Source organism: Acidovorax sp. GW823-FHT02H02 (assembly GCF_058797075.1).
The window spans coordinates 90,647-106,615 of sequence record NZ_JBXAJH010000011.1; the positions used below are offsets into that span (position 1 = coordinate 90,647).

The following is a 15,969-nucleotide window of genomic DNA, read 5'->3' on the forward strand; positions in this document are numbered from 1 at the left end:
CTCTGCCGTGCCTTTTTTCATGCCGTGGCGGTTCAGCCGTCACCGCAAGGAATTGAGCCAACACCGTCTCAAGCGTTTGTCAATAAAGCGCCAATAGCTATAAAACCAGGAGCACCCTGAAGTCATTCACATTGGTATGGGTGGGGCCGGTGATGACCAGATCGCCCAGCGCCTCGAAGTAGCCATAGGCATCGTGGCGGTCCAGGTGGTCGGCCACCCGCAATTGCGCGGCTGCGGCGCGGGCCAGCGTGTCGGGGGTCACCAGCGCGCCCGCGTTGTCTTCGATGCCGTCGATGCCATCGGTGTCGGCCGCCAGCGCCCACACGCCATCGATGCCCTGCAGCGCTTGCGCCAGCCCCAGGCAAAATTCGCCGGCACGCCCGCCGCGACCGGGGGCTGCACCCTCGCGGCGCGGGCCCACCGTGACCGTGGTTTCGCCTCCGCTCAGGATCACGCAGGGCCGCGCAAACGGCTGGCCGCGCAGCGCCACGCCACGCGCCAGTGCCGCATGCACCCGCCCGACATCGCGGGACTCGCCTTCGATCTCGTCCGACAGGATGTAGGCCGCCAGGCCCACACCGCACGCTGCCGCTGCCGCCGCCTCCAGTGCCTGCCAGGGCGTGGCCACCAGGTGCACGGAATGCCCTGCAAACACGCCGTCCGCGGGCTTGGGTGTCTCCAGCACGCCGTTTTGCAGGGCCTGGCGCACGGGCAGCGGCACGTCGATGCGGTAGCGCGCCAGAATCTCCAGGGCGTCGGCACAGGTGGTGGCGTCCGGCACCGTGGGGCCGCTGGCGATGACGGAGGGGTCATCACCGGGCACGTCGCTGATGGTGAGCGTGACCACCCGCGCCGGCGCGCAGGCAGCGGCCAGGCGGCCGCCCTTGATGCGGGACAGGTGCTTGCGCACGCAATTCATCTCGCCAATGCTTGCACCGCTTTCCAGCAGGGCGCGGTTGATGTGCTGTTTGTCTGCCAGCGCCAGGCCATCGGCGGGCAGCGTGAGCAAGGAGGAGCCGCCACCCGAAATCAGGCACAAGACCAGGTCATCGGCCGTCAAGCCGGCGGTGAGCCCCAGCATGCGCTCTGCCGCCGCCATGCCCGCCGCATCGGGCACGGGGTGCGCGGCCTCGACCACCTCGATGCGCTGCGCCAGCCCCTGCGGCCGGGGCGGCAGGTGGCCGTAGCGCGTCACCACCAGGCCCGACAGAGGTGCGTCGGCAGGCCACAGGGCCTCCAGCGCCTGGGCCATGGACCCCCCCGCCTTGCCAGCGCCCAGCACCAGCGTGCGTCCGCGCGGCGGCGCGGGCAGCCAGGCCCGCATGCCGTGCAGTGGCTGGGCACTGCGCACGGCGGTGTGGAAGAGCGCTTGCAAAAATGCGCGCGGCTGGGAACGAAAGTCCGGCAGGCTCGCGCCCGAAACGTCAGAAGGTGCTGGCATGGCAGGCATTGTCGCCGCAGTCGCGCGCTGCGCGAAGCGGCAGCCTACGCCCGGCCCGGCCAGCCCCCTCAGTTTTGCGCGCCCGTGCTTGCGGCGCTGGCAAGCGCATCGCGCCAGCCGCCGCCCAGCGCCTTGTACAGCGCCACCTGGTTCTGCCGCTGGGCCAGCTGGGTCTGTGCCAGCGCCTGCTGCGTGGCAAACAGGGCGCGCTGGGCATCGAGCACATCGAGGTAGCTGGCCACGCCGTTGCGGTAGCGCAGATCGGCCAGGCGGAAACGGTCGGCCTCGGCGGTGGCCTGCTCCTGCTGGGCCCGCACCTGCTCGCCCAGGGTGGCGCGACCCGCCAGGGCGTCGGCCACTTCACGGAACGCGCTCTGAATGGCCTTGTCGTACTGTGCCACTGCAATCTCGCGCCCGGCACGGGCCGAGTCGAGCCCGGCCTGGTTGCGCCCGGCATCAAAAATGGGCAGCACGGCCTGAGGGGCCAGCGTCCAGCCCCACGAGCCGCTCTTGAACAGGCCTGACAGCGCATTGCTGGCGGTGCCTGCGCTGGCCGTGAGGGCGATGCGCGGAAAGAACGCGGCCCGCGCCGCACCGATGTTGGCGTTGGCCGCGATCAGCTGCTGCTCGGCCTGGCGGATGTCGGGGCGGCGTTCCAGCAGATCGGACGGCATGCCTTCGGGCACGTCGCGCAGGGCCACGGCGCGCTCATCGCCCTGCGGCGTGGGCAGCAGCCGCTCGGGCAGGGCCTGCCCCACCAGCAGCGTGAGCGCGTTCACATCGAGCGCGCGCAGGCGTTGCTGCTGGGCCAGGGTGGAACGCGCGGCAGCCGTCAGGGATTCGGCCTGCCGCAGGTCCAGGGCCGAGGTCACGCCCTGGTCAAAGCGCAAGCGGTTGAGCCGCAAGGAGTCGTCCCGGGTGGCCAGGGTGCGCTGCGTCAGGGCCAGCAGTTCTTCGTTGGTCTGCAGGCTCAGCCAGGTGCTGACCACCGAGGCGACCAGACTGGTCTGCACCGCACTGCGCGCCTCCTGCGTGGCCAGGAACTGCGCCAGGGCCGCTTCCTTCAGGCTGGCCACGCGGCCAAAGAAGTCGATTTCCCAGGATGCCATGGCCAGGCCGGCGGTGTAGGTGCTGCTGATCCTGCCGCTGCCATCGGTGGCCGGCTGGCGGTTGCCCGTGGCGGCGGCGTTGATGGTGGGCAACTGGTCGGCCCGGCGGATCTGGTACTGGGCGCGGGCCTGCTCGATGGAGAGCATCGCCACGCGCAGGTCGCGGTTGTTTTGCAGCGCCAGCGCCACCAGCTCGCGCAGGCGCGCGTCACCCACGAAGTCCTGCCAGGGCAGATCGGCCGCCGCGGTGGCGCCTGTGGCGGCTGCGGCGGCCGTGGTGCCTTGTGCGGCGCCCACGGCGGGCCATTGCGCCGCCACGGGGGCCGCGGGCCGCTCGTAGGTGGGCATCATGGAGCAGCCGGCCAGCAGCGCCGCGGCGGCAAGCACCGTGGCAGCAGGCAGGCGGGCCGCACAAGCGCCGGCAGTCCGGCGGGGCGTGAAAACATTAAGCATGGGAGTCCCCTGTGCCAGCCTGGTGGGAATGCTGGGCATCAAATTGCCGCTGGCGCTGGCTGCCCTTGAACAGGCTGCGCACCACCACGAAGAAGATCGGCACGAAAAACACGGCCAGGAAGGTGCCCACCACCATGCCGGAGATCACGCCCGTGCCAATGGCGCGCTGGCTCGCCGAGCTGGCGCCCGAGGCGATGGCCAGTGGCACCACGCCCAGGATGAAGGCCAGCGAGGTCATGACGATCGGGCGAAAGCGCAGATGGGCCGCGGCCAGCGCCGACTCGATGACGCCCTTGCCCTGCGCCTGCAGGTCTTTCGCGAACTCGATGATCAGAATGGCGTTCTTGGCCGACAGGCCGATGATGGTGATCAGCCCCACCTGGAAGTACACGTCATTGGTCATGCCCCGCAGGCTGATGCCCAGCAGCACGCCCAGCACCCCCAGCGGAACCACCAGAATCACCGACAGCGGAATCGACCAGCTCTCGTACAGCGCCGCCAGGCACAGGAACACCGCCAGGATGGCAAAACCGTACAGCACGATGGCCTGCGAGCCGGCGAGCTTTTCTTCGCGCGACTGCCCCGTCCATTCAAAGCCGAAGCCGGCCGGCAGCTGTGCGGCCATGCGCTCCATCTCGGCCATGGCCTCGCCGGTGCTGTAGCCAGGGGCCGCGCCACCGGCAATGCGCATGGCGGGGTAGCCGTTGTAGCGCACGGTCTGCATGGCACCGCTGACCCAGCGTGTGGTGGCAAACGATGACAGCGGCACGGCCTTGCCCTGGCTGTTCAGTGCCGTGAGCTGGAGGATGTCCTCGGGCTGCATGCGGGCCTCGGCCTCGGCCTGCACCACCACCCGCTGCAGACGCCCGGCGTTCGGGAAGTCGTTGATGTAGGCCGAGCCCAGAGCGGTAGAAATGGCATTGTTGATGGCGGCAAAGCCCACGCCCTGGGCGCTGGCCTTGTCACGGTCGATGTCCACCTGCAGTTGCGGCGCGTCTTCCAGGCCGTCGGGTCGCACGCCCGCGAGCACCTTGCTCTTGGAGGCCATGCCCAGCATCTGGTTGCGGGCCGCCACCAGCGCATCATGGCCGTTGCTGCCGCGGTCCTGCAGGCGGAAGGTGAAGCCTGAACTCACGCCCAGCTCGGGAATGGGCGGCGGGCTCAGCGCAAAGATGAACGCATCGCGCACGCCCGACAGCGCACCCATGGCACGCCCTGCAATGGCTTCGGCCGTGTGCGCGGCACCGGTGCGCTCGGACCAGTCCTTGAGCGTCACGAACGAAAGACCGGCGTTCTGCCCCTGGCCGGAGAAGCTGAAGCCCAGCACGGCGACGATGTTCCTGACTTCCGGCTGCTGCAGCATGAAGCCCTCGACCTTTTCCACCACGGCCTGGGTGCGCTCGAGCGTGGCGCCAGGCGGCAGCTGGATGTTGACCAGCAGGTTGCCCTGGTCTTCGTTGGGCAGGAACGAGGTGGGCAGGCGCATGTACAGCACGCCCACGGCGGCGATCAACGCCACATAGATGACCATCATGCGGCCGCCGCGGCGCAGCAGCTTGGCCACCCAGCCTTCATAGCCCTTGGCACCGCGGGCGAAGCTGCGGTTGAACCACCCGAAAAAGCCCGTCTTCGAGTGCCCATGCCCGGCCTCGACCGGCTTGAGCAGCGTGGCGCACAGCGCGGGCGTGAGCGACAGCGCCATGAAGGCAGAAAAGGCGATGGACACCGCCATCACCGCCGAGAACTGGCGGTAGATGTTGCCCACCGAGCCGGCAAAGAAGGCCAGCGGCAAAAACACCGAGATCAGCACCACGGTGATACCGATGATGGCGCCCGAGATCTGGCCCATGGCCTTGCGCGTGGCCTCCAGCGGCGGCAGGCCTTCCTCGTTCATGATGCGTTCGACGTTTTCCACCACCACGATGGCGTCGTCCACCACGATGCCGATCACCAGCACCATGCCGAACATGGTCAGCACGTTGATCGAAAAACCCATGGCCAGCAATGCACCGAAAGTGCCCAGCAGTGCCACCGGCACCACGATGGTCGGGATGACGGTATAGCGGAAGTTCTGCAGGAACAGGAACATCACCAGAAACACCAGCGCGATGGCTTCCAGCAGGGTCTGAGCCACCTGCTTGATGGAAATCTTGACGAAGTCGGAGCTGTCGTAAGGGATGGTCCAGCTCACGCCCGGCGGAAAGTATTTTTCCAGCTCGGCCATGCGGGTCTTGACCGCCGTGGCTGCGGCCAGCGCATTGCCCGAAGGCGACAACTGCAGTCCCATGCCGGTGGCCGGCTTGCCGTTCAGGCGCGCAGTGGTGGCATACGACTGGGCACCGAGCTCGATGCGCGCCACATCCTTGAGGCGCACCGTGGAACCGTCGGCATTGGCGCGCAGCACGATGTCGCCAAACTCCTTCGTCGAGCTGATCTGCCCCGGCACCACCACGGTGGCCGAGATGCTCTGGCCGCTCAGGTTGGGCAATTCGCCCAGGCTGCCGGCCGAGACCTGTGCGTTCTGCGCCTGGATGGCGCTGGCCACATCGGCGGCCGACAGGTTGTAGCCTTGCAGCTTGGCCGGATCGACCCAGACGCGCATGGCGCGCTCGGCACCGAACAGCTGCACCTGGCCGATGCCGGGCACGCGCTGCAGTTCCGGCACCACGTTGCGTGCGGCGTAATCACTCAGTGCATTGACGTCGAACTTGGGGTCCGACGAAGACAGCATGGTGAACAGCAGGAAGTTGCTGCGCGACTTGTCCACGCGCACGCCCTGCTGGGTCACCACGGCAGGCAACCGCGGCGTGGCGCGCGACAGGCGGTTTTGCACCTCGACCTGGGCCAGATCGGGATTCGTGCCCGGCTCGAAGCTCAGCGTCAGGGTGCCGGTGCCGTTGGCCTGGCTCACCGCTTCCATATAAGCGAGGCCGGGCGCGCCATTCATTTCGCGCTCGATCACGGCCAACACGCTGTCTTCCAGCGTCTGTGCCGAAGCGCCCGGATAGGCGGCGGTGACCACGATGCTCGGAGGCGCCACGGAGGGATACTGCGACACCGGCAGCCGGGTGATCGACACGGCGCCCAGCACCATGATGAACAGGGCAATCACCCACGCAAAGATGGGACGGTCAATAAAGAACTTGGCCATGGGGATGGCTCCTTATTTCTGGCCGGCGCTGGCGGCCGCAGCGGGAGCGCTGGCAGTCACAGCGGGGGCGCTAGCCGCTGACGCAGCCGCCGGAGCAGCGGCGCTGCCAGGGGCCTGCCACGGCACCGCCTTCACCGGCGTGCCAGGCGGCATCATCTGCAGCTTCTGGAAGCCATCGACCATGACCTGCTCGCCTTCTTTCAGGCCTTCGAGCACGATCCACTGGTTGTTGCGCGCGGCACCCACCTTCACCGTGCGCTGGCTGGGCTTGCCGTCGGCGCCCACCACCGTGATGCGGTCGCCCTGCTGGGTGCGCGTCACGGCCTGTTGCGGCAGCGTGATGGCGTTGGCCACCTCGGCCTGCTCCAGCCGCACGCGCACATACAGGCCCGGCAGCAAATCGCCCTGGGGGTTGGGCACCTCGGCGCGCAGCGTGATCTGGCCCGTGCTGGCGTCCACCGTCAGGTCCGAAAACAGCAGCTTGCCGGGGCGCGAGTACTCGCTGCCATCTTCCAGCACCACGCGCACGCTGGCCGCATCGCTGCCCCCGGCGCGCTGAAGCTGGCCGTCGGCCATGGCGCGGCGCAGCTTCATCACCTCGCCTGCCGACTGGGTGAAATTGACATACACCGGATCGATCTGCTGGATCACGGCCAGTTGCGTGGCCTCGCCTTGCCCCACCAGCGCGCCTTCGGTGACCAGGGCGCGGCCGATGCGGCCCGAAATCGGCGCCGTGACGCTGGCGTAATTCAGGTTGATGCGCCCCGTCTGCACCGCGGCCTTGCCGGCGGCGACATCGGCCTCGGCCTGCTTGTGCGCGGCCACGGCGTTGGCGTATTCCTGCTGGCTGACCGCGTTGGCGGCCAGCAGCGGCTTGTAGCGCTCTGCCAGCGCGGCGGCCTGGGTCAGGTTGGCCTGGGCCCGTGCCAGCGTGGCCTCGGCACTTTGCAGGGCTGCCGCGTAGGGGGCGGGGTCAATTGCAAAAAGTGGCTGACCGGCCTTCACGTCACTGCCTTCACGGAACAGCCGCTTTTGCAGAATGCCGGCCGCCCGGGCCCGCACCTGGGCCACGCGCGAGGCTTCCAGGCGCCCGGGCAGTTCGGTGACCAGGCCCACATTGCCCGGCGTTGCCACGACCACACCCACTTCGGGTGCTGGCATGCCGCCACCGGCCGCTGCCGCTGGCGCCTCGGACTTGCCACAGGCTGCCAACAGCAATACAACGGACAGGCCACCCGCCGCAACGCCCAGGCGCACCAGCGCAGGGGACGAAGCAGAGGCAACAACGGGGGCAGTCTTGACATGGCGCAAGGCAGACATGGTGTTCCTTGGAGAAAAAGGCGCGGTGAATCCGCAGATGGAGTCAGTCTAGTGTGGCTCGGCGTTCAGCGCACAGGACCGCAGCACGGTAACGAAGTGCTGCATTAAAACATACATACATTCAAGAATGTATGTATAGTGGCAAAAGCACCCCTACCAGTGAAAGGTATTCCATGGCCCGCCGCACCAAGGCAGACGCACAGACCACGCGCAACAACCTGCTCGATGCTGCGGAACAATTGTTTCAATCGCGTGGCGTTTCACACACCTCCCTCAATGACATTGCGGTGGCGGCAGGTACCACGCGGGGAGCGATCTATTGGCATTTCAAGGACAAGGCCGACCTGTTCAACGCCATGATGGAGCGCGTGACCCTGCCGCTGGAGCAGACCCTGGTGGCGGCCTATGTGGAGCAATCGCCCCACCCCGTGGCCGAGATCCGCAGCGCCATGCTGGATGCGCTGCACCTGATCGCCACCGACGCGCAGACACAGCGCGTGCTGCAAATCGCCACCCACCAGGTTGAATACACCGCCGACATGGGTGCCGTGCTGGAGCGCCATCTGAGCGTGCACGACGGCTGCGTGGCGCGCAACCATGTCGCGCTGCAAAGGGCCTTCGCCGCCCGCAGCCAGCCCCCGCCGGTGCCGCTGGACTGCGCGGCCCGGGGCCTGCAGGTGCTGATCGAGGGGCTGGTGCACCAGTGGCTGCTCAACCCCGCCGCGTTTGACCTGCAGGCCAACGGCCGGGCTGCGCTGGACGTCTACCTGACGGGTCTGGGCCTGCAGACCAGCACCCCCACCTGATCACTGCGCGGGGGCACCCGCCGCGTACCAGCGCCCGATCAGTGCGCGTTCAGCGTCGGTCATCTGCGTGGCATTGTTCATGGGCATGAGCTTTTGCACCACCACCTGCTGGTAAATGGCCTGGGCGTGCTGCTTCGCGCTGCCCGGCGAATCCAGGCGCAGGTTCTTCATCTGCACCTGGGCGCCATGGCACTGGGTGCAGCGCTGCTCCAGCACCGTTTGCACGGATATATAGCCATTTTGGCCTCCAGAGATTATTCCACCCGCGCCAGAAGCTTCTGCCACAGGAGCAACACCGGCTGCCGGGCGCATCCACACGATAGCGCCCACGATCACGGCCACGCCCACCAGCGCATACGGCAGCGGATTGCCGCTCTTGCCCAGCTTGTAGCCATGGCGCATCACGAAGAACTGGCGGATGGCCGCGCCTGCCAACATCATGAGGATGAGCACCAGCCAGTTCTGCGGATGGCTCCAGGTAAAGCTGTAGTGGTTGCTCAGCATGGCGAACAGCACCGGCAGCGTGAAGTAGGTGTTGTGCACGCTGCGCTGCTTGCCGCGCTTGCCGTGGATGGGGTCCACCGGCTGGCCGGCCTTGATCTGGGCCACCACCGTGCGCTGGCCGGGGATGATCCAGAAGAACACGTTGGCACTCATGGCGGTGGCGAGCATGGCGCCCACCAGCAAAAAGGCGGCACGCCCGGCAAACCAGTCGCAGGCCAGCCAGGAGGCCACGCACACCAACACGAACACCAAGGCGCCCACGATGGCGTCGCCGTTCTTCTTCTGGCCAAAGATGCGGCAGATGGCGTCGTACAGCAGCCAGAACACCACGAAGAACGCCAGCGCCACCACGATGGCCGTGGCGGGCGCCCAGTCCATGCGCGACTTGTCGATGAGGTAGGTGCTGGCGCTGTAGAGGTAGGACATGGTGAACAGCGCAAACCCGCTCATCCAGGTGCTGTAGCTCTCCCAGAAGAACCAGTGCAGGTGGCTGGGCAACCGGGGCGGCGACACCGCGAACTTGACCGGGTGGTAGAAGCCGCCACCGTGCACGGCCCACAGCTCGCCGCTGACTCCCTGCTTTTTCAGCCCATCGTCCTCGGGCGGCGTGAGGCTGCTGTCCAGAAAGACGAAGTAGAACGACGAACCGATCCAGGCAATGGCGGTAATGACATGGACCCAGCGCAGCAACAGGTTGGCCCAGTCGAGAAGATAGCTTTCCATGTCTCAACCCTGGCAGCGCCGGCGCGCTGCGTTGCAAACCTGCTCACCACTGCGGGCGCTCTGAGCAGACAAAAGGGGCCGCGCACCGTGGCAGACATCTGCCGGGGCACCGCTGCGACCCAGACACCTTGCGGTTCGGCACAAAGTGTAAGCAGGAATTTTTCCCGGCTGCGCCCAAACCCGCTTCATCGACCGCTGGAATGGCGCCTGAAAGCTGTTCGCGCCCCCTGCAAGGTCTGCAGCAGCTGCGCGGCCACGGCCACCGCAATCACCTCGGGCTCCTTGCCCACGATGCCCGGCACCCCGATGGGGCAAGCCACCTGCGCCAGCTCCTGCGGCGTGAAGCCCCGCCCGTGCAGCCGGCTCGCAAACGTGGCCCATTTGGTCTGGCTGCCGATCAGCCCGATGAAGGGCAGATCACCCTGGGTGCGCTGGCGCTGCAGGCACGCCGCCACCACGTCCAGGTCTTCGGCATGGCTGAAGCTCATGACCAGCACGCGGCTGCCCGCTGCCAGACGCGGCACCGCCAGATGCACCGGCTCGGAATGCTCGCACACCACATCGCCCGGCGGATGGGCAGGAAAGACACCATCGCGGCTGTCGATCCAGGTCAGCGCAAACGGCAGCGGCGCCAGCACACGCGCCAGCGCATGGCCCACATGCCCGCCGCCAAACAGGGCCACCGGGTGGCGCACGCCCGCCAGGCGCTGCTGCAGGCCTGCCCCATCCTGCGCCCCCACCAACGCAAATCGCAGGTGCATCACGCCGCCACAGCACTGACCGAGGGCAGGCCCCAGTGCGTAACGCAGCTGCGGCGCCCCCAGCCCCCCGCGCAGCCTGCGCCGGGCCTCGGCAATGGCCTGGTGCTCGATATGCCCGCCACCGACCGTGCCCACCAGCTTGTCTTCAAAAACCGACATCCACGCCCCCACTTCCCGCGGGGTAGAGCCTTGTGTAGACTCCACGGTCACCAAACAGGCCGGGGCAGCCTTCAGGCCCTCCAGCAGCAACAGCAGATCAGCCACGGCAAACTTCCCACAGGTTCATTGCACTCCCATGCACAGCGCGCATGCATCGTGCCCACCAGCATAGCGACAACACCATGCCCCCCACCTCGCTCCAACGCTCTTCCCGAACGGGTCGTCACTGGCTCCTGGCCGGCCTTATGGCGGCCGTTGGCGCCATCCTTGCCGCCTGCAAGTCCACCCCTGTCAACGTGCCCCCGCCTCCCGAAAGCCGCTTGCCCAGCGACGATGCTGCGGCGCATTCACTGGGCAAATCGGTAACACCCGGCCCCTCAGCGGCCAGCACCGCGCGGGCCTATCGCCGCGATGCGGCAACCCACCTCTACAACCAGAACAACCAGCGGGTTTTCAAGGGCAAGCTCCCGCCCCTGCTGTACGCCATTGGGGTGCTGGAAGTGGACATCGACCGCAGCGGCCGCATCACCAAATTGCACTGGATGCGCGCCCCGCGCCATGCCCCCGAAGTGGTGGCCGAGATCGAGCGCACCGTGCGTGCCGCCGCACCGTTCCCGGTACCCGCCCGCATGGGCCGCGTCACCTATACCGACACCTGGCTGTGGGACAAGAGCGGGCATTTCCAGCTGGATACCCTGACCGAAGGTCAGCTTTAAGGACAGCGCTACGCGCCTTCCGTGGGGCGTGCCAGCTTCGGCGGATAGTTTCCCATTCCACCGCACAGTCATACCCTCATCACGACCCCCGGTAGGTCGAATAGCTCCAGGGGCTTACCAGCAACGGCACGTGGTAATGCTGGTCGGCATGGGCGATACCGAAGTCCAGGTTCACCTGGTTCAAGAAATTGGGTTCGGGCAGTGCCACGCCCCGGGCCTTGAAGTACCCCGCCACGTCAAAACGCAGCCGGTAGGTGCCAGCGCGCAGGCTGGCGTTGTCCAACAGCGGCGCATCGGTGCGGCCATCGTGGTTGAGCACCAGCCGCCGGATCAGCGTGGCCTCGTCACCCCGGGTGGAAAACAGCGACACCTCCATGCCGGCCGCGGGGCAGCCATGCATGGTGTCCAGAACGTGGGTGCTCAAGCCCATGGGGAAATCTCCTGAAGGTGGGAAGCCGGCACGGGATACCACAGCCGGCGCCCAAAGTGTAGGCACTGCGGGTCGCGCCGCTTCGCATAGGGCCCATGGAATTTTCGCCGACCAGCCCCAGCGCCAAGGCATGGATGCCTGCCGGCGCAGCCCACTGCTTCAACCCGACGCCCGGCTGGCCGGTGATTTGCTTGCCTCGGGACACGGGTATCCCGCCCGCCATTCGGCGGCGATACTGCCAGGCAACGCATGATTTCCCAGCCCTTTGCCCCCGTCCATGATCTACGACTCCACCCAGCCTTACCCGCGTGACCTGATCGGCTACGGCAAGAACCCGCCCCACCCGCGTTGGCCCGGCGGCGCCCGCATTGCGGTGCAGTTTGTGCTGAACTACGAGGAAGGCGGCGAGAACGCCGTGCTGCACGGCGATGCGGGCAGCGAGCAGTTCCTGTCGGAAATGTTCAACCCCGCCAGCTACCCCGAGCGGCACATGAGCATGGAAGGCATCTACGAATACGGTTCGCGTGCCGGGGTGTGGCGCATCCTGCGCGCGTTTGAAAAGCGCAAGCTGCCGCTCACGGTGTTCGGCGTATCGACGGCGCTGCAGCGCCACCCCGGGCTCACGGCCGCTTTCGTGGAGCTGGGCCACGAGATCGCCTGCCATGGCCTCAAGTGGATCCACTACCAGCACATGCCCGAGGAAATCGAGCGCGCTCACATGCAGCAGGCCATGGAAATCATCGAACGCCTGACTGGAGAGCGGGCCCTGGGCTGGTACACCGGCCGCGACAGCCCCAACACCCGCCGCCTGGTGGCCGACCATGGCGGCTTTGCCTACGACAGCGACTACTACGGCGACGACCTGCCCTTCTGGATGAAGGTGCGGCGCACCGACGGCACGGCGGTGCCCCAGCTCATCGTGCCCTACACGCTGGATTGCAACGACATGCGCTTTGCCCTGCCCCAGGGCTACTCGCACGCCGACCCGTTTTTCCAGTACCTCAGGGACACATTCGATGCCCTGTATGCCGAGGGCGACCCGGCCGGCGACGACGCCCCCAAGATGATGAGCGTCGGCATGCACTGCCGCCTGCTGGGCCGCCCCGGGCGCATCACGGCGCTGCAGCGTTTTCTGGACCACATCGCGCAGCACGACAAGGTGTGGGTGGCCCGGCGCATCGACATTGCGCGCCACTGGGCGCAGCACCACCCAGCGCCTGCGCCATGAACCCAATTGACATCCAGCGCTTACCTCATAAGCGAAAGCAGATCACTTTGTAAAAGCCAACACCATGCCCCTGACTCTGGAACAACTCAACACCGCCAGCACGGCTGATGCCCTGCAGTGGCTGAACGGACTGTACGAACACTCGCCCTGGATTGCCGAGCAGGCGCTGGCGCGGCGGCCTTTTCGCTCGCTGGCCCACCTGAAGCACGCCATGGCGCAAGCCGTGCGCACCGCCCATGCTGACGCGCAGCTGGAACTGATCCGTGCCCACCCCGAACTCGCAGGCAAGGCCATGGTGGCCCAAAGCCTCACGGCAGAATCCACCCACGAGCAGAGCAAGGCGGGCCTGACGCAGTGCACGCCCGAGGAGTTGGAGCGCATCCAGCAGCTCAATGCCGCGTACAACGCGCGCTTCGGCTTCCCCTTCATCCTGGCCGTGCGCGGGCCGCGCGGCACGGGCCTGGCCCAGCGCGAGATCATCGACACCTTTGCCCGGCGGCTCGATAACCACCCCGAGTTCGAGCGGGCCGAGGCCCTGCGCAACATCCACCGCATTGCCGAGATCCGCCTGAACGACAAGTTCGGCGCCGAGCCCCTGCTGGGCGGCGACGTGTGGGACTGGCAAGAGCAACTGGCCGAACACTCCGACCCCGGCTTTGCCGAAAAGGGCCAGCTCACCGTCACCTACCTCACCGACGCGCACCGCGCCTGCGCGCAGCGCATCGGCCAATGGATGCGCGCGTGCGGCTTTGACAGCGTGGAGACCGATGCCGTGGGCAATGTAGTGGGCCGCTACCACGGCGCGCAGCCCGCAGCCAAGTACCTCCTGACCGGATCGCACTACGACACGGTGCGCAACGGCGGCAAGTACGACGGGCGCCTGGGCATCTTTGTGCCCATGGCCTGCGTGCGCGAACTGCACCGCGCGGGCCGGCGCCTGCCGTTTGGCATCGAGGTGGTGGCGTTTGCGGAGGAAGAAGGCCAGCGCTACAAGGCCACCTTCCTCGGCTCGGGTGCGCTCATCGGGCACTTCAACCCCGCCTGGCTGGACCAGAAGGATGCCGACGGCATCACCATGCGCGAGGCCATGCAGCATGCAGGCCTGTGCATCGACGACATAGCACAGCTCCAGCGCGACCCGGCGCAGTACCTGGGCTTCATCGAAGTGCACATCGAGCAGGGTCCCGTGCTCAACGGGCTGGACCTGCCCCTGGGCGTGGTCACCTCCATCAACGGCGGTGTGCGCTTTGTGGCCGAGATGATCGGCACCGCCAGCCACGCTGGCACCACCCCCATGGACAGCCGCCGCGACGCCGCCGTGGCCGTGGCCGAACTGGCGCTGTATGTGGAGCAGCGCGCCGCGCAGGATGGCGACGCGGTGGGCACCATCGGCCTGCTGAATGTGCCCGGAGGCTCCATCAACGTGGTGCCGGGGCGCTGCAGCTTTTCACTGGACTTGCGCGCCCCTACCGACGCCCAGCGTGACGCCCTGGTGCGCGACGTGCTCGATGCGCTGGCGCGCATTGCCCAGCGGCGCGGCCTGCGCTACACGCTGGAAGAATCCATGCGCGCCGCCGCAGCGCCCAGCGCCCCTGCCCTGCAGCACCACTGGGAACGCGCCGTGGATGCCTTGGGACTGCCCGTCTTCCGCATGCCCAGCGGCGCCGGGCATGACGCCATGAAACTGCATGAAATCATGCCGCAGGCCATGCTGTTCGTGCGCGGGCAAAACTCCGGCATCAGCCACAACCCGCTCGAATCCACCACCCACAACGACATGCAGCTGGCCGTGGAGGCCTTCACCCAGGTGCTGCACCAGCTTGCCGAGGAACACCAGCCATGACCACCGACTACACCGCGCTCGACGCCTGGATCGACCAGCACTTCGACGAGGAAGTGCGCTTTTTGCAGGCCCTGGTGCGCGTGCCCACCGACACCCCGCCGGGCAACAACGCGCCGCATGCCGAGCGCACGGCCGAGCTGCTCAAAGACTTTGGCTACGAGGCTGAAAAGCACGCCGTACCCGCTGCCGATGTGCTGGCCTACGGCATGGAGTCCATCACCAACCTGATCGTGCGCCGGCCCTACGGCGCACCCGGTTCGGGCAGGACCATTGCCCTGAACGCCCATGGCGACGTGGTGCCTCCCGGCGAAGGCTGGACACACGACCCCTATGGCGCCGAGATCGTGGACGGCAAGATGTACGGCCGCGCCACCGCCGTGAGCAAAAGCGACTTTGCCAGTTTCACCTTTGCCGTGCGCGCGCTCGAAGCCATGGCCAGGCCCACGAAAGGCGCAGTAGAGCTGCACTTCACCTACGACGAAGAGTTTGGCGGCGAACTCGGCCCCGGCTGGCTGCTCAAGCATGGCCTCACCAAGCCCGACCTGCTGATCGCCGCAGGCTTCAGCTACGAGGTAGTGACCGCCCACAACGGCTGCCTGCAGATGGAAGTGACCGTGCACGGCAAGATGGCCCACGCCGCCGTGCCCCACACCGGCGTGGACGCCCTGCAGGGCGCGGTGCACATCCTGAACGCGCTGTATGCGCAAAACGATGCGTACAAGAAGGTCACCTCCAACGTCGCGGGCATCCAGCACCCTTACCTCAACGTGGGCCGCATCGAAGGCGGCACCAACACCAACGTGGTGCCCGGCAAGGTCACGTTCAGGCTCGACCGCCGCATGGTCCCCGAAGAAAACCCGGTGGAGGTGGAAGCCACGATCCGCCGCGTGATCGAGCAAGCTGCGGCCGAGCGCGCCGGCATCAGCGTGGACATCAAGCGCCTGCTGCTGGCCAATGCGATGACGCCGCTGGCGGGCAATGCCCCATTGGTACAGGCCATCCAAAAGCACGCCCAGGCCGTGCTAGGCGAACCAGTACCCGCCGTGGGCACGCCGCTTTACACCGATGTGCGCCTGTATGGGGAGCGCGGCATTCCGGGCGTGATCTATGGCGCCGGCCCGCGCACCGTGCTCGAATCGCATGCCAAGCGGGCCGACGAGCGGCTGGATCTGGACGACCTGCGCCGCGCCACCCAGGTGATTGCCCGGGCACTGAGCGACCTGCTTACCTGAGCGCTGCGGCAGCGTTCACGCACGCCCAAAGCAATCCTCGGCTGTCAGGATTCATTCAGCCAGAACCGTAACCCGGTTATCCTGTCAGCCAGC

The 15,969-nt window shown here is 67.1% G+C and carries 12 protein-coding genes; 5 read left to right on the forward strand and 7 right to left on the reverse strand.

The window, feature by feature from the left end:
- Positions 1 to 97: 97 nt before the first annotated feature.
- From AC1RDS_RS13160 to AC1RDS_RS13175, 4 genes are read right to left on the reverse strand one after another with little or no spacing between them, the layout of a single operon-like run.
- Entirely contained in the window at positions 98 to 1,450 is a 1,353-nt protein-coding gene (locus tag AC1RDS_RS13160) for a glycerate kinase type-2 family protein (protein ID WP_492227086.1), read from the reverse strand.
- Between the two features lie 59 nt (positions 1,451 to 1,509).
- Entirely contained in the window at positions 1,510 to 3,003 is a 1,494-nt protein-coding gene (locus AC1RDS_RS13165) for an efflux transporter outer membrane subunit (protein ID WP_492227087.1), read from the reverse strand.
- Positions 2,996 to 6,154: an efflux RND transporter permease subunit gene (locus AC1RDS_RS13170; protein ID WP_492227088.1), complete on the reverse strand. Its 3,159-nt coding sequence runs from the start codon at positions 6,152 to 6,154 to the stop codon at positions 2,996 to 2,998. Before AC1RDS_RS13170 ends, AC1RDS_RS13165 begins: the two co-directional genes overlap by 8 nt.
- 12 nt (positions 6,155 to 6,166) lie before the next feature.
- Entirely contained in the window at positions 6,167 to 7,474 is a 1,308-nt protein-coding gene (locus AC1RDS_RS13175) for an efflux RND transporter periplasmic adaptor subunit (protein WP_092696790.1), read from the reverse strand.
- Positions 7,475 to 7,647: 173 nt separating this feature from the next.
- Between AC1RDS_RS13175 and AC1RDS_RS13180 the strand changes: the two genes are divergently transcribed.
- Positions 7,648 to 8,280: a TetR family transcriptional regulator gene (locus AC1RDS_RS13180; RefSeq protein WP_092696791.1), complete on the forward strand. Its 633-nt coding sequence runs from the start codon at positions 7,648 to 7,650 to the stop codon at positions 8,278 to 8,280.
- Here AC1RDS_RS13180 and AC1RDS_RS13185 read toward each other — a convergent pair whose 3' ends face one another.
- Positions 8,281 to 9,507 (reverse strand): urate hydroxylase PuuD, encoded by a 1,227-nt coding sequence (locus AC1RDS_RS13185; RefSeq protein ID WP_287876548.1) that lies wholly within the window; start codon positions 9,505 to 9,507, stop codon positions 8,281 to 8,283.
- A gap of 185 nt (positions 9,508 to 9,692) precedes the next feature.
- On the reverse strand, positions 9,693 to 10,532 hold the full coding sequence (xdhC, locus tag AC1RDS_RS13190) for a xanthine dehydrogenase accessory protein XdhC (RefSeq protein ID WP_287876546.1): 840 nt from the start codon (positions 10,530 to 10,532) through the stop codon (positions 9,693 to 9,695).
- A gap of 140 nt (positions 10,533 to 10,672) precedes the next feature.
- Between xdhC and AC1RDS_RS13195 the strand changes: the two genes are divergently transcribed.
- Positions 10,673 to 11,143, forward strand: a complete 471-nt coding sequence (locus AC1RDS_RS13195; RefSeq protein WP_092696794.1) for a hypothetical protein — start codon at positions 10,673 to 10,675, stop codon at positions 11,141 to 11,143.
- A gap of 79 nt (positions 11,144 to 11,222) precedes the next feature.
- Here the strand turns inward: AC1RDS_RS13195 and uraH are convergent, their stop codons facing one another.
- Positions 11,223 to 11,573: a hydroxyisourate hydrolase gene (gene uraH, locus AC1RDS_RS13200; RefSeq protein WP_492227089.1), complete on the reverse strand. Its 351-nt coding sequence runs from the start codon at positions 11,571 to 11,573 to the stop codon at positions 11,223 to 11,225.
- A 277-nt stretch (positions 11,574 to 11,850) separates the two neighbouring features.
- Here uraH and puuE point away from each other — a divergent pair, with 277 nt between their 5' ends.
- The 3 genes from puuE (at position 11,851) to AC1RDS_RS13215 (ending at position 15,876) form a co-directional block, all read left to right on the forward strand.
- Positions 11,851 to 12,801 carry an allantoinase PuuE gene (gene puuE, locus AC1RDS_RS13205; RefSeq protein WP_287876542.1) on the forward strand — a complete coding sequence of 317 codons (951 nt, stop codon included), beginning with the start codon at positions 11,851 to 11,853 and terminating at the stop codon, positions 12,799 to 12,801.
- Positions 12,802 to 12,865: 64 nt separating this feature from the next.
- On the forward strand, positions 12,866 to 14,644 hold the full coding sequence (gene uraD, locus AC1RDS_RS13210; protein WP_287876540.1) for a 2-oxo-4-hydroxy-4-carboxy-5-ureidoimidazoline decarboxylase: 1,779 nt from the start codon (positions 12,866 to 12,868) through the stop codon (positions 14,642 to 14,644).
- The gene (locus tag AC1RDS_RS13215) at positions 14,641 to 15,876 is read left to right on the forward strand and encodes a M20 family metallopeptidase (RefSeq protein WP_287876538.1); all 1,236 of its coding nucleotides are present in this window, start codon (positions 14,641 to 14,643) and stop codon (positions 15,874 to 15,876) included. The genes uraD and AC1RDS_RS13215 overlap by 4 nt, the downstream gene beginning before the upstream one ends.
- Positions 15,877 to 15,969 lie beyond the last annotated feature (93 nt).

What these genes read in the sequence shown, in the direction of transcription:
- AC1RDS_RS13160 (WP_492227086.1), bottom strand. Translation starts at nt 1,450, where the DNA reads ATGCCTGCCATGCCAGCACCTTCTGACGTTTCGGGCGCGAGCCTGCCG.
- AC1RDS_RS13165 (WP_492227087.1), bottom strand. Translation starts at nt 3,003, where the DNA reads ATGCTTAATGTTTTCACGCCCCGCCGGACTGCCGGCGCTTGTGCGGCC.
- AC1RDS_RS13170 (WP_492227088.1), bottom strand. Translation starts at nt 6,154, where the DNA reads ATGGCCAAGTTCTTTATTGACCGTCCCATCTTTGCGTGGGTGATTGCC.
- AC1RDS_RS13175 (WP_092696790.1), bottom strand. Translation starts at nt 7,474, where the DNA reads ATGTCTGCCTTGCGCCATGTCAAGACTGCCCCCGTTGTTGCCTCTGCT.
- AC1RDS_RS13180 (WP_092696791.1), top strand. Translation starts at nt 7,648, where the DNA reads ATGGCCCGCCGCACCAAGGCAGACGCACAGACCACGCGCAACAACCTG.
- AC1RDS_RS13185 (WP_287876548.1), bottom strand. Translation starts at nt 9,507, where the DNA reads ATGGAAAGCTATCTTCTCGACTGGGCCAACCTGTTGCTGCGCTGGGTC.
- AC1RDS_RS13195 (WP_092696794.1), top strand. Translation starts at nt 10,673, where the DNA reads ATGGCGGCCGTTGGCGCCATCCTTGCCGCCTGCAAGTCCACCCCTGTC.
- uraH (WP_492227089.1), bottom strand. Translation starts at nt 11,573, where the DNA reads ATGGGCTTGAGCACCCACGTTCTGGACACCATGCATGGCTGCCCCGCG.
- puuE (WP_287876542.1), top strand. Translation starts at nt 11,851, where the DNA reads ATGATCTACGACTCCACCCAGCCTTACCCGCGTGACCTGATCGGCTAC.
- uraD (WP_287876540.1), top strand. Translation starts at nt 12,866, where the DNA reads ATGCCCCTGACTCTGGAACAACTCAACACCGCCAGCACGGCTGATGCC.
- AC1RDS_RS13215 (WP_287876538.1), top strand. Translation starts at nt 14,641, where the DNA reads ATGACCACCGACTACACCGCGCTCGACGCCTGGATCGACCAGCACTTC.